The following is a 13,227-nucleotide window of genomic DNA, read 5'->3' on the forward strand; positions in this document are numbered from 1 at the left end:
CCCCTGCAGCGCGGCTTCGGCGATCAGATCTTCGCGCCCGGCGAAATGACGGTAGACGGCGGCGGGGGTGACGCCGACCTGCTTGGCGGTTTCCGCGAGGGTGAAACCCGTGGGCCCTTTTTCGGTGATCAGCGACAGCGACGCGTCGACCAGCGCCTGACGCAGGTTGCCGTGATGATAGCCGCGTTTAACCATTCCAGATGTCCGGTCCACCGGCGATCCGGGGGTCGGGCGCATGAGCGACATCCTCATCCTTGTCGCCATAGCTGAGCCGGCACAGGATGGCGCGGATGGCGGCGAGACGCGCGCGGCGCTTGTCGTCGGCGCGCACCACGGTCCAGGGCGCGATATCGCTGTGGCTGCGCGCGAATGTCTCGGCGATGGCGGTCGAATAGGCGTCCCACTTCGACAGGCCATCAACGTCGATACGAGAGAGCTTCCAGTGCTTTAAGGGGTCCTGTTCACGTTCCAGAAACCGGCGCAGCTGTTCGGCGCGTCCGACGTTCAGCCAGATCTTGACCAGCGTGATGCCGTCATCGACCAGCATCCGCTCGAAATGCGGAAGCTGATGGAAAAAGCGTTCCCGCTCGGGTTCGGTGACGAAGGCGAACACGGCCTCCACCACGGCGCGGTTGTACCACGATCGGTCGAAGAGGACGATTTCGCCCGCGGTCGGCAAATGCCGGACGTAGCGTTGGAAGTACCATTCGCCGCGCTCGGTCTCGCTGGGTTTTGACAATGCCACGGTGCGCGCGACACGGGGGTTGAGGTTTTCGCGTATCCGCTTGATCGTGCCGCCTTTTCCCGCCGCGTCGCGGCCTTCGAACACCACGACGACGCGTTTGCCGGTCGCCTTGACATCCGCTTGCAGCTTGGCCAGTTCCAGCTGAAGCGCGCCCATCTGGTCCTTGTAGTCGCTGCGTTTCATCCGGTCGGGATAGGGGTGATCCTCGCCCAGGATGGTCTTGCCGCCCGCCGCGGCGATGGCCGTCCTCAGCGCATCGGGCGCGCTGTCGCGGTGGAAGGCGCTGATCGCGCCGTCAAAGGGAAGCGCCATTGACGTGACTCCTGTAGCGGTTTGAAAACCTTAGCGCTCATTGCTGTCTCAGCGCAATCCGGCGCGGAATGCCGCGCGATTGATCGTGGCGATCACCTCGGGGATGGCCACGTGATGCGGCATGTGGCCGATCCCTTCGAGGCGGGTGAGGTTCGCGCGCGGAATCTCCGTGGCCAGAACGTCGGAATGCACCTCGATCGGCACGATCTTGTCGGCGGTGCCATGGATGATTTCCGTGGGTATGTCGATGGTCGGATACTGTTTCTTCATGCGGCGCAGATAGGGTTTCAATGTATTCACCTGCTGCGCGTTGGCGCGCAACGTCTCGCGGCGCAAGGCCAATTCAATGCCGATGTAATCGGCATAGCCCTTCGGCACGGCCTGCGGGGAGAATATGCCGTCCAGCATGTCGACAATCGTTTCGCGCGGCGCGAAGGCGGTGGCCAGGGGGGCCGCGATCAGCCCGCCCGGTGCGCTCGACATGAGGCCGTATGCGGCCCCGAGCCCGCCGTCCCAGGGCTCCGACGCGGCGGAGACGAGCACCAGCGCGGCCGGATAGTCGGGATAGCGCAGCGCCCAGGCCAGCGCGACCGCGCCGCCGTAGCTCTGGCCCAGCACGATGGGATTGCGGACACCAAGCTGATCGGCGGCCGCTTTCAGCAGATCGGCCTGCGCCGCGGGCGGTTCGGACTGCGTGTTGGTGGCACCGGAAAAGCCGGGCAGGCGGTCGGTATAGCCCAGCCCCGGCCGGTCGAACGCGATCACGCGGTAATCCGACTTCAGCCGGTCGACCAGATCGAAGGTGAAATCGCGGATGTTGCCGCTGGCGCCGTGAATCAGGATCAGATCCGGTCCGCTGCCCTCGACATAGGCGTGCACGGTGGTGCCGTTGACCTGCATCAGCTGGCCCAGCGGGGGATAGTCGGCTTCGGCGGTGGCCTCCCTGCGGGCGGCGCGGTCTTCGACATAGGCGCCGCAGCCCACCAGGATCGAGGTGAGCGCGACGAGCGAGAGTATCTTAGCGGCCAATTTCATTTATGTTATACGGCGTTGACTGATAAATTTCGTTTATCCAGTTGCCATATAGAAGATGCGCGTGGCTTCTCCAGCGATTGAGCGGCGTTTTCGCGGGATCGTCATCAGGATAATAGTTCAGGGGGATGCGGACCTGCGCCCCCGAGGCGACGTCGCGGTCGTATTCCTCCTTCAGCGTGTGGCTGTCGTATTCCAGATGATTGAAGATATAGAGCGCCCTGTGCGCCGCGTCCTCGACCAGGCAGGGGCCGCATTGATCGGACCCCAGCAAGGTGACCAGACCGGGCACCGCGTCGATTTCGGCCTGGCGCATTTCGGTCCAGCGGCTGACGGGCACCACCAGATCGTCGGAAAATCCCCGCAGGTAGGGCGAGGCGGGCACGAGGTTGCGGTGCCGGAAGCAGCCAAAGGATTTGGTCTCCAGCAGGTGTTTCTGCACGCCGTGCAGATGGTTGATCATCGCCATCCCGCCCCAGCACACGCCGAAGGTCGAATGAACGTAGGTCTGCGTCCATTCGAACACCTCGACCAGTTCGTCCCAATAGGTGACGGCGGAAAAGGGCAGATGTTCGATCGGCGCGCCGGTGATGATGAGCCCGTCGAATTTCAGATGCTTCACGTCCTGAAAGGCGTGGTAGAATTCATCCATATGCTCCGAGGGCGTCGTCTTCGCCTGATGCTCGCTCATCCGGATCAGGGTCAGCTCGATCTGAAGCGGCGTGGCGCCGATCAGCCGCGCAAACTGTGTCTCGGTCTGGATCTTCTTGGGCATCAGGTTCAGCAGGCCGATGCGCAGCGGCCGGATATCCTGGGTCTGGGCGGCGGTCTGCGACATCACCATCACACCTTCGGCCGAAAGAACGTCAAAGGCGGGCAGGGAGGCGGGAATGGTGATGGGCATGGGCTGACTTCCTAAGCGAGCGGGTGATTTAGGCGCCTGCGCGCCGATCCTCAAGTCTGCGTGCGATCAGCGCCTCGAAATCTTCGGGCGACGTCAGCGCCGCGACATCGCCTGCGCTGACGGTCAGCCCCCATTTTTCGGCCATGGCACGGTATTTCGGCTGCCTGTGCGCCATCGCCTCGCGGTAGGCCCAGCGCACGAAGGCGTCGGGATCGACCTCGGCTTCGGTCCGGCCGCTCTGCGCGAGATAGCGCGCCCACATGTCGCGCAGGAAGGCGGGGTCGTAATACATCGGCTTGGGCGCGCGGTCGAAACGGCGCGCGAGTTCTTCGGTATGCGCCTCGCTGCCCTCGATCCAGACAAAGAGCAGATGCGCGCTGAGCGTGCTGAGCACCTCGTCCTCGGGGTCGTCGGGATCGGCGACCTCGCAGATCGAGCCGCCGGTGTCGCAGATGAAATTGTCATAGCCATAGAGCCTGCGCGCGCGGTCGATGAAATGCGGCGTGTCGAGCAGGGCGGCGATTTCGGCCCGGCGGTGCTGGTCCTGGCGGTGCATGTATTCCTCGAACGGCAGGCCGCCCAGATCGGGATTGCCCGGCTTACCCAGATAGCTCGACAGCGGCGCGAGGTTCTCGAAGGTGATGTTCGACGCGATGTAGATCGAATCCGTGCGCAGCAGATGCGCGAGGAACGGCGTTTTCATCGCCTCGGCCTTGAAGTTGTCGACGATGTGCTCGCCCATGTAGCGGGTGCCGATGCGGTAATCTATCGAGTAGTGGAACCAGTTCCCCGCCGCGCGCAGCATGGCGGAAACATGGGTCTTGCCCAGGCCGGACATGCCGAACAAAAGCACCCGCTTGGTCCGCGATGCCGTCCAGTCCCGTGCCGTGTCATAGATCATGTGCGCCATCCCCCTAGACAGAGCGTTGCCTAGCCGGGAACCGCTGTCTTTTCAAACGCAAAAGAGGCCCCGCGGATGCGGAGCCTCCGGCCCTGAAGCGGGTTTTCGCGATGTCAGAACCTGTAGCCGACCTTGACCCCCACCGAAACGGCATCGTTGCCGGTGAAGGTCGCGCGCGCCGTGTTCGCCGTGGCCGGGCGCGCGTCGCCCAGCTTGGTGTAGCGCACGCCGCCCGAGATCGTGACCTTTTCAAGCTGGTAGCTCGCGCCCAGGCCGATCGACACGGCCCCGTTCGACGGGCTGAGCGGCGACACGAGGTCGTCGTCCTGCTTGGTCAGATAGCCCAGCGACACGGAGGCCGAGAACTTCTCGGTGAACTTGCGGCCGACGCCGATCGTCACGTCGATGGTGTCGTCGATGTTGGTCAGGCTCTGCCCGCGTGTCCGCGCGTTGAACACCCGCGGAGAGATCACCGTCTTTGACCAGTTCGCATAGCGGATGGAGCCGAAGACCAGGGTATCGGCGGCCACGCCGGTCTGGAAATCCAGCACATAGGATTCGGGGGTGCGCACCTCGGTGACCGAGCCGGGGTTGACCACCGCCCCGCGCAGCCGCTCGACCGAATTCAGCTCGTGCTTGATTTCGGAATTGTAGGTCAGCGCGACGCGCATGGCGATGTCGGGAATCTCATAGGCGGCGCCGATGACATAGCCATAGGCGCGGTCTTCCTGAAGGTTCACCGAATAGCCGTTCAGCGGACCATAGGCCAGGCCCGACAGGGTGATATCGCCCGAGATCGTCTGCGACCGCAGGCCGCCGTGGATGCTGAAGCCGTTGCCGAACTGATAGCGGCCCAATGCGGTGATCGCGTTGCTTTGCGCGATTGCGGTCGTGCCGCCCAACCCGCTGGCCGCGGGGTTGCCGGGGTACTGGATATCCGCACCGAAAGGCTCATCGACGATGAGCGCGAAGGACAGTTGTTCGTTCAGCTGGTATTTGACGCCTGCCGCGGCGAGCGAGAAATCATCGGCCACGTTGCCGATGGGCTGGGTGGTGGCGGAGTCCTGTCCCGTCAGGCTCGGCATCGCGCGCCCGAAGGAAAACTCACCGTAGTTGCCCTTTTCGAACAACAGGCCGATCGGCTGGCCGCTGCGGTCCAGCCCACCCGCCATGGCGGCGGTCGAAGACAGTGCGACGAGGGCACTGCTGATGATGTATTTTTTCACGCGCGATCCTCCCAAGGATGTAGAGCCTGTATCCCTCATAGGGAGACGATCGGTCGCACGGCAAATTTGACCTCACGTCAGCGCGCGCGGCACTGGCTTAGGTGACGTGCTATTGCCACAGTAGGCGCATGGGCCTTGCCACGCGGGCGAATCCCGCCGCCGCGCGCTCAGGCGACGGGCCGGGACAGGCCTGGCCTGTCACGCCGCAGATTGAGCACATTGGCCAGCACGATGAACCCCGCGCCCAGAAATATCACCGGGTCCAGCGGTTCCGAATAGACCAGCGCGCCGACCACCGCGATGACCGGTAAACGTGCAAAATCCATAGGCATTACGACAGTCGCCGGGGCCAGGGTCAGCGCCGTGGTCAGGCAGAAATGCGCCGCCAGCCCGGCCATGCCGATCACCACCAGCCAGGGAAATGTCGTGGCCGAAGGTAACGTCACGTCACCGTCGATGCCCGCGCAGATCAAGCCGAAGATCGCCTGCATCACCGTCAGCCAGAACAGGATCGTGGTGATCGATTCGCTCCGCGAGAGCACCTTTGTCGCCAGCGCCGAGCCCGCGAATCCCACCGCCGCCAGCGCCGCCGCCATCTGGCCGGGCGCTATTCCGTCGACATCGGGGCGGGCCACGATCAGGATGCCGACGAACCCCAGCGCGGCCGCGACCAGCTTTCGGCGGGTCAGCCGCTCTCCCAGCACCAGCGGGGCCAGAAGCGCGACCCAGAGGGGCGTCGAGAACTCGAAGGAAAACACCTGCGCCAGCGGGATCACCGCGATCGCCCAGAACCACAGGTTCTGGCCCGCGAAATGAAACAGGTTGCGCAGCAGGTGCAGCCCCAGCCTGCGGCAGCGGATCTGCCCGCGTGTGCCCGCCACGCTCGACACGCCCAGAACCAGCACCAGCCCGACCAACGAGCGCCAGGTCATCAGCTCGAACGTGTCGAGTTCGAAGGACACCGCACGCCCGGCGACCGCCATCATCGAGAACGACGCGATCGCACCCACCATCCAAAGGCCCACGCGCAACAGCGGCACGGGCGTTTCGGCGGGCTCGGCGCTCATCGCGCGGTCACTCCCACTCGATGGTGCCCGGCGGTTTCGAGGTGATGTCGTAGGTCACGCGGTTGATGCCCTTGACCTCATTGATGATCCGCGTCGCGGTCTCGCCCAGGAATTCATGGCTGAAGGGGTAATAATCGGCCGTCATCCCGTCGACGCTGGTCACCGCGCGCAGTGCGCAGGCGAAATCATAGGTCCGCCCGTCGCCCATCACGCCCACCGTGCGCACCGGCAGGATCGCGACGAAGGCCTGCCAGATCTCGTCGTAAAGCCCGTGCCGCCGGATCTGGTCGATATAGACCGCATCCGCCTTGCGCAGGATCGCCAGCTTTTCGCGGGTGATCTCTCCGGGGCAGCGGATCGCCAGGCCCGGGCCGGGGAAAGGGTGGCGCCCAATGAAGGCATCGGGCAGCCCCAGCTCGCGCCCCAGCGCGCGCACCTCGTCCTTGAACAGCTCGCGCAGCGGCTCGACCAGCTTCAGCCCCATCTTCTCGGGCAGGCCGCCCACGTTGTGGTGGCTCTTGATGGTGACCGACGGCCCGCCGGAAAAGCTGACCGATTCGATGACATCGGGGTAGAGCGTGCCCTGCGCCAGGAACTTGGCGCCCCCCACCTCGGCCGCATGTTTCTGAAACACGTCGATGAACAGCTTGCCGATGGTCTTGCGCTTGATCTCCGGGTCGGACACGCCCTCCAGCGCGCCCAGAAACAGCGCCTGCTCATCGGCGTGGATCAGCGGCATGTTGTAATGGTCGCGGAACATGGTGACGACCTCTTCGGCCTCGCCCTGGCGCAGCAGCCCGTGATCGACGAAGACGCAGGTGAGCTGATCGCCGATCGCCTCATGGATCAGCACGGCGGCGACAGAGCTGTCGACGCCGCCCGACAGACCGCAGATCACCTTGGCATCGCCCACCTGTTCGCGGATCAGGCGGATCGCCTCTTCGCGGTAGGCGCCCATCGTCCAGTCGCCCTTGAACCCCGCCACGCGCACGAAATTCTGAAAGATCGAGCGCCCGTTGGGGGTATGATGGACCTCGGGGTGGAACTGCATCGCATAGAAATGCCGGTCCGGATCGGCGGTGATGGCAAAGGGCGCCGAAGGCGAGGTGCCGAAGACGCGAAACCCCGGCGCCAGCGCCGAGACATGATCGCCGTGGCTCATCCAGACCTGCTCGCGCTCTTCCAAAAACCAGCCCGCCATCAGGTCCAGCCGTTCCTCGGCCGGTTTGACATAGGCGCGCCCGAACTCCGCCGTGCCCTCGCCGCGCAGCACGGTGCCGCCCAGCATCTGCATCATCACCTGCTGGCCATAGCAGATCCCCAGCACCGGCACGCCCAGCTGGAACACCCGTTCCGGCGGCCGCGGAGAGCCCGCGTCGGGCACCGAGGCAGGCCCCCCCGACAGGATCACCGCCTTCGGGGCGAAGTCGTCCAGAAAGGCGTCGGTGACGTTCTGAAAGGGGTGGATTTCGCAATAGACATTCAGCTCGCGCAGGCGGCGCGCGATCAGCTGCGTCACCTGGCTGCCGAAGTCGATGATCAAAAGGCGGTCGTGTTCACGGGAAAGATCGGTCATGGCGTTGCTTTAAGCCCGCCGCCGCAGCCACGCAAGCCGCCATCGGGGCATTGCGGCACCGCCTTGCGCGCCGCGCATGGCGGCCCCCCGCGCGCGGCCCGCGATTCCGGCGTTACATTCGGCGCGAAACCCCTTAAATAGGGCTGCAAATGCGAGGTATCCCATGCGCGATCTGAAACTCCCCGAAGGCCGTCACCCCGAAAAGGCGCATCGCGCCGACAATGCACAGCCGAAAAAGCCGTCATGGATCCGCGTCAAGGCCCCCACCTCCGAGGGCTACAGGAAAACCCGCGACATCATGCGCGAGCACAAGCTTGTCACCGTCTGCGAAGAAGCCGGCTGCCCCCACGTCGGCGAATGCTGGTCCCAGGGCCACGCCACGATGATGATCATGGGCGAGATCTGCACCCGCGGCTGCACCTTCTGCAACGTGGCGACGGGGCGCCCCGACGCGCTCGACGTGTTCGAGCCGGGGCGCGTGGCCGATGCGGTCAAGAAGCTGGGGCTGAACCATGTGGTCATCACCTCCGTCGACCGCGACGACGTGGCCGACGGCGGGGCCGAGCATATCGCCCAGACCATCCGCGCCACGCGCAGGCAGGCGCCCGGCACCACGATCGAGGTGCTGACGCCCGATTTCCTGAAATGCGACGCAAGCGCGCTGGAGGTGGTGGTGGCGGCGAAACCCGATGTCTTCAACCACAACCTCGAAACCGTGCCGGGCCTCTATCCCACCGTTCGCCCCGGCGCGCGCTACTTCCACTCGCTGCGCCTGCTGCAAAGGGTGAAGGAGCTGGACCCCGCGATGTTCACCAAGTCGGGCATCATGGTGGGCCTGGGCGAAGACGCGCAATCCGTGCGCCAGGTGATGGACGACATGCGCGCGGCCGACGTCGATTTCCTGACCATTGGCCAGTATCTGCAACCCACGCCGAAACACCATCGCGTCGACCGTTTCGTCACGCCCGAGGAATTCGCGGGCTACGAGAAGGCCGCCTACGGCAAGGGCTTCCTCATGGTCTCGGCCACGCCGCTGACCCGCTCGTCCTATCACGCGGGCGACGATTTCGCCCGCCTGCGCGCCGCGCGGATGGCGAGACTCGGCGCTGGCTGAGCGCGCTTCTTCTGGTCAGAAATATCCCCGCCGGAGGCTCCCTCACGCCACCTGCTCACTCGACCGGCGGCACCGCCTTCAGATAGGATGCGATGGCCAGCCGGTCGTCATCGCTCAGATGGGCGATATTTTCCACCACGCTCGCCATTTCGCCGCCCGCGGTGTCGTAGTCGGGGGTAAAGCCACTGCTGAGGTAGGCGGCGATGTCGGCCTCGCTCCAGTCCAGCTTGGCGGGGGTGATATTGGGAATGCTTCCCTTGCCGTTGGGATTGGGCGCGCCGGCCAGCCATTGCGCCCGCTCGGGCCCGCCCAGCGCGTTGCGCGGCGTGTGGCATTCGCCGCAGTGGCCCAGCGCTTCGACCAGATATCGGCCGCGCTGCTGTTGCCGGCTCAACGCGCCCGTGACCGCCCAGTCCTGCCGCACGAACAGCAGCTTCCACACGCCCAGGTTGCGGCGGATGTGGTAAGGAAAGTCGACCTGCTGCGCGCGCGAGGGCGTGTCCACCGGCGGCAGGGTCTGCACGAAGGCCCACAACGACACCAGATCGGCGTCGCTCATCTTGTTGTAGGCGGCGTAGGGAAAGGCCGGGTAGTAATGCGTGCCCTCGGGCGATACGCCCTGCCGCACGGCGGTGGCGAATTCCGCCAGCGTCCAGCCGCCGATCCCGTTCTGGACGTCGGAGGAGATGTTGGGCACGTAAAACGTGCCGAACTCGGTCGTGAGTGCCCGACCGCCGCCCAGTTGCAGGCTGGCCTCCAATGTGGTGTCGCCGCCGGTCACGTGGCAGGTCGCGCAGCCGCTGGCCCAGAATACCTGCTCTCCCGCCGCCACGTCGGCCTTGATCCCGGCCAACGTCATGGCGTCGGACCTGCCCGGCGAGGTCGCGATCCAATAGGCCCCCAGACCCACGATCATCACCCCAAGCAGCGCATAGCCGATCAGCGAGAGTGTCGCATTGCGCATCGTTTTTCCCTTGCTGGCCTCTCAATCCGATCGCCCGGTGCCGAGGCGGCCCCCCTTCGACGTCCGATACGCCATGCGCCTTCGGACACCGCCGCAAACCGGGTCGCGCACCGGATCGAGAACCGGATTGCGAACCGGGCCGCGACGGCGTGGATCTGATGCCGCGGCCGCCGCCTTGTCAAGCGGCCGCCGCCGCGGCAGTCTAGGCAGACCCGATCACTCGGGCTTGCGATAGGCCTTGTGGCAGGCACCGCAGGCGCCGCCCAGCTCTTTCATCGAGGTTTGCAGCGCTTCCAGCCCCTGACCGGCGGCGCCTTCCATCGTGGTGGCGGCGGCCGTCAAATTTTCCATCTTCTTGTTGAAATCGGCCATGTCCGTCCAGATCGCGGGCAGGGCGTCGGTTTCCATCATGTCGTCGGTGGACGATCCCTCGACCCAGTAGCCGCTTTGATCGAGCTTGCTCAGCGCGAGGATATTGGCGGCCGCGGCGCTGGCCTTTGCCGCGTCGTATTCCACCGCGCCCTTGGCCATGCCGCCCAGCGTGCCGATATTGAAGGAATAAAGGCTCATATGCGCCTGACGCGCCTTGATCGCGGCTTCGGCGGCGGAATTGCCATGTGCCGCGGCCAACACCGCACCCGCGGCAAGCGAAGCGGCCACGCCGCCGAGAAGGATCGATCTGGACAAGCTCATTCGTAATCTCCTACAAAAAAAACGCCGGGGCAGATCGACGATCCGACCCCGGACAGGATCGACAGATTCAAAGGATACGACGAATATTTTTATTGCGCCAACGGCCATTGCGCCGAAAGGCGCAGGGCGGGCCCTGTTGGCGCCCGGCCGATCAAAACCGCGGAAGCCGCCCGCGCGGGCTGCCGTTGACGGTCAGCCACTCGGGCCATCCCCAAAGATGCTCATAAAGCGCCAGAAGCAGGCTGAGCGCGACAATCGCCAACACCAGCGCCACCTTTTGCCAGCTGGGCGGATTGCGCGCCCATTGCGACATGCGCAGAAGCCAGCGGTAATTCATCGGCGGATACCCGCAGACGGCAGCCGCGGGCGGGTCATCGGATGAACCTGACCTTGCCGATATAGGGCAGGTTGCGGTTGCGCTGCGCATAATCGATGCCATAGCCCACGACGAATTCGTCGGGGATCTCGAATCCGGTCCAGCTGGCCTTGACGTCGACCTCGCGGCGGCTGGGCTTGTCGAGCAGCGCGATGGTCTCCATCCGCGCGGGATTGCGCGTCTGCAACAGCTGGATCACATGGTGCAGGGTAAAGCCGGTGTCGACGATATCCTCGACCACAAGCACGTCGCGGCCCCCGATTTCGCCGCGCAGATCCTTGAGGATACGCACCTCGCGCGAGGATTCCATGCCGTCGCCATAGGAAGAAGCCTCCAGGAAATCGACCTCGACCGGCAGGTCGAGCTCGCGCACCAGATCCGCGATGAACACGAAAGAGCCCCGAAGCAGCCCCACCACCACCAGCTTGTCGGTGTCGTGAAACCGCTTCTGGATCTCCCTCGCCAGTTCCTCGATGCGCGCGGCGATGGATTTTGCCGAAATCATTTCGTCTATGACGTATCCGGGGGCGCCTTTGGCGGCGTATTTGGGCTGTGTCATGCCGTCTCACTTGATTTTCCGACGATATTCTACGACATCAACCAGCAGTGTCACGCCGAAACGGACCGATATGCCAACCCATTCAGAGACCCGCAAACTCCCCTACAGCGCGCAGCAGATGTACGATCTGGTGGCCGATATCCAGTCCTACCCCGAATTCCTGCCCTGGTGCGTCGCCGCGCGCATCCGCTCGCAGCGGTTCGAGCAGGAGGCGGAGGTGATCGAGGCCGATCTGGTGATCTCCTTCAAGGTCTTCCGGGAAAAATTCGGCAGCCGCGTGACGCTCTTCCCCGAGCAGATGAAAATCGACACCGAATATCTGGACGGGCCGTTTCGCTACATGAAATCGAACTGGGCCTTTCGCGATGTGAGCGGCGGCTGCGAGGTCGATTTCTTCGTGGATTTCGAGTTCCGCAACCGCGTGCTGCAAGGCGTGATCGGCGTCGTGTTCAACGAGGCGATGCAACGCGTCGTGCGGGCCTTCGAACGACGCGCAGCCGCGCTTTACGGCTAATGCCGCTGCGCCCTATGAGACGTGATCGTAGGCGCGCTCCCCATGCGCCGCCAGATCCAGCCCCGTGGTCTCGGTTTCGGCATCGACGCGCAGCGGGGTGATCGCGGCGCATAGCTTGATCAGGATGGTGGTCATCGCCACGGTAAACAGCCCGACGATCGCCAGACTGCCCAACTGTGCGGCCCAGCTGCCCGCGCCGAAGGCCGCGATCATCAGCGTGCCGAAGATGCCGCCGACGCCGTGCACGGCGAAGACGTCGAGCGTATCGTCGAGCTTGATCCGGTTGCGGATCAGGTTCACGGCCTCCTGGCACAGGATGCCGGCGATGCCGCCGATCACCAGCGCCTCCACCGGACCGACGAAGCCCGAGGCCGGCGTGATCGACGCCAGACCCGCGATGGTGCCGGTGACGATCCCCACAAGCGAGGCCTTGCCGTATTTCCAACGCTCCCAGAAGGCCCAGGTCAGGGACGCCGCCGCGGCGGAGATATGCGTGACCGCCAGCGCCATCGCCGCGCCGCCGTCCGCCGCCAGCTGCGAGCCGCCGTTGAAGCCGAACCAGCCGACCCACAGCATCGCCGCGCCGATCATCACAAAACCCGGATTGTGCGGCGGCTTGGTCCGGTCGCGGCGCGGCCCCAGGAAAAACGCCACCAGCAGCGCGGCAAGCCCGGCGGTTTCATGCACGACGATGCCGCCCGCGAAATCGCGCGCGCCCGTCGCCCCGAAGATGCCGCCGTCGGCCAGAAACCCGCCGCCCCAGATCCAATGCACCACCGGCGCATAGACCAGCACCATCCACAGCCCCGAAAACAGCAACACGAAGCCGAAGCCGATACGCTCCACATAGGCGCCGACGATCAGCGCGGGGGTGATGATCGCGAATGTCATCTGAAACGCGAAAAACAGCACCTCGGGCAGGGTGCCCGCCAGGCTGTCGGCCGTCACGCCGGTCAGAAAGGCCTTGCCCAGCCCGCCCCAGATTCCGCCCCAAACTCCGCCTCCGCCGCCGCCGCCGCCGAAGGCGATGGAATAGCCGACTGCGAGCCACAGGATGCTCATCAGGCAGGCGATGGCGTAGCACTGCATGAATACGCTCAGCACGTTGCGCGCGCGCACCAGCCCGCCGTAAAAAAGGGCAAGCCCCGGCAGTGTCATGAAAAGCACGAGCGCCGTCGCGACCATGATCCAGGCAGTATCACCGCTGTTCATCGGAAAGTCCTCATTCCTTGCTTTGCAGTAGC

Annotated in this window: 15 protein-coding genes; 2 read left to right on the forward strand and 13 right to left on the reverse strand. The window is 64.8% G+C overall.

What is annotated here, in order from left to right:
* The 8 genes from ACU0BR_RS13415 to guaA form a co-directional block, all read right to left on the reverse strand.
* Positions 1 to 195, reverse strand: a 195-nt coding sequence (locus tag ACU0BR_RS13415) for a TetR/AcrR family transcriptional regulator (RefSeq protein ID WP_446157340.1), incomplete at its 3' end; no start/stop codon positions are given.
* Positions 188 to 1,057: a polyphosphate kinase 2 gene (ppk2, locus tag ACU0BR_RS13420; protein WP_446157341.1), complete on the reverse strand. Its 870-nt coding sequence runs from the start codon at positions 1,055 to 1,057 to the stop codon at positions 188 to 190. The genes ppk2 and ACU0BR_RS13415, both read right to left, overlap by 8 nt.
* A gap of 48 nt (positions 1,058 to 1,105) precedes the next feature.
* Positions 1,106 to 2,092 (reverse strand): alpha/beta fold hydrolase, encoded by a 987-nt coding sequence (locus tag ACU0BR_RS13425; protein WP_446157342.1) that lies wholly within the window; start codon positions 2,090 to 2,092, stop codon positions 1,106 to 1,108.
* The gene (locus tag ACU0BR_RS13430) at positions 2,076 to 2,993 is read right to left on the reverse strand and encodes a homoserine O-succinyltransferase (protein ID WP_446157343.1); all 918 of its coding nucleotides are present in this window, start codon (positions 2,991 to 2,993) and stop codon (positions 2,076 to 2,078) included. The genes ACU0BR_RS13425 and ACU0BR_RS13430 overlap by 17 nt, the downstream gene beginning before the upstream one ends.
* A 28-nt stretch (positions 2,994 to 3,021) precedes the next feature.
* Positions 3,022 to 3,894, reverse strand: coding sequence for an ATPase (locus ACU0BR_RS13435; protein ID WP_446157344.1), 873 nt, complete (start codon positions 3,892 to 3,894; stop codon positions 3,022 to 3,024).
* Between the two features lie 113 nt (positions 3,895 to 4,007).
* Positions 4,008 to 5,120, reverse strand: coding sequence for an OmpP1/FadL family transporter (locus ACU0BR_RS13440; RefSeq protein ID WP_446157345.1), 1,113 nt, complete (start codon positions 5,118 to 5,120; stop codon positions 4,008 to 4,010).
* A gap of 167 nt (positions 5,121 to 5,287) precedes the next feature.
* Entirely contained in the window at positions 5,288 to 6,187 is a 900-nt protein-coding gene (locus ACU0BR_RS13445) for a DMT family transporter (RefSeq protein ID WP_446157346.1), read from the reverse strand.
* Between the two features lie 7 nt (positions 6,188 to 6,194).
* Positions 6,195 to 7,763, reverse strand: coding sequence for a glutamine-hydrolyzing GMP synthase (guaA, locus tag ACU0BR_RS13450; RefSeq protein ID WP_446157347.1), 1,569 nt, complete (start codon positions 7,761 to 7,763; stop codon positions 6,195 to 6,197).
* A gap of 163 nt (positions 7,764 to 7,926) precedes the next feature.
* On the opposite strand from guaA, the gene lipA reads away from it, so the two are divergent.
* Entirely contained in the window at positions 7,927 to 8,877 is a 951-nt protein-coding gene (gene lipA, locus ACU0BR_RS13455; protein ID WP_446157348.1) for a lipoyl synthase, read from the forward strand.
* A 55-nt stretch (positions 8,878 to 8,932) separates the two neighbouring features.
* On the opposite strand, the gene ACU0BR_RS13460 is transcribed toward lipA, so the two are convergent.
* From ACU0BR_RS13460 to hpt, 4 genes are all read right to left on the reverse strand, one after another.
* Positions 8,933 to 9,841 (reverse strand): c-type cytochrome, encoded by a 909-nt coding sequence (locus tag ACU0BR_RS13460; protein WP_446157349.1) that lies wholly within the window; start codon positions 9,839 to 9,841, stop codon positions 8,933 to 8,935.
* A 216-nt stretch (positions 9,842 to 10,057) separates the two neighbouring features.
* Positions 10,058 to 10,534 carry a c-type cytochrome gene (locus ACU0BR_RS13465; RefSeq protein WP_446157350.1) on the reverse strand — a complete coding sequence of 159 codons (477 nt, stop codon included), beginning with the start codon at positions 10,532 to 10,534 and terminating at the stop codon, positions 10,058 to 10,060.
* 151 nt (positions 10,535 to 10,685) lie between these two features.
* Entirely contained in the window at positions 10,686 to 10,871 is a 186-nt protein-coding gene (locus tag ACU0BR_RS13470) for a hypothetical protein (protein WP_446157351.1), read from the reverse strand.
* Positions 10,872 to 10,905: 34 nt separating this feature from the next.
* On the reverse strand, positions 10,906 to 11,469 hold the full coding sequence (hpt, locus tag ACU0BR_RS13475) for a hypoxanthine phosphoribosyltransferase (protein ID WP_446157352.1): 564 nt from the start codon (positions 11,467 to 11,469) through the stop codon (positions 10,906 to 10,908).
* A 70-nt stretch (positions 11,470 to 11,539) separates the two neighbouring features.
* Here hpt and ACU0BR_RS13480 point away from each other — a divergent pair, with 70 nt between their 5' ends.
* Positions 11,540 to 11,983 (forward strand): type II toxin-antitoxin system RatA family toxin, encoded by a 444-nt coding sequence (locus ACU0BR_RS13480; protein ID WP_446157353.1) that lies wholly within the window; start codon positions 11,540 to 11,542, stop codon positions 11,981 to 11,983.
* A 12-nt stretch (positions 11,984 to 11,995) separates the two neighbouring features.
* Here ACU0BR_RS13480 and ACU0BR_RS13485 read toward each other — a convergent pair whose 3' ends face one another.
* On the reverse strand, positions 11,996 to 13,195 hold the full coding sequence (locus ACU0BR_RS13485; RefSeq protein WP_446157354.1) for an ammonium transporter: 1,200 nt from the start codon (positions 13,193 to 13,195) through the stop codon (positions 11,996 to 11,998).
* Positions 13,196 to 13,227 lie beyond the last annotated feature (32 nt).

This window comes from Brevirhabdus sp. (assembly GCF_052826345.1).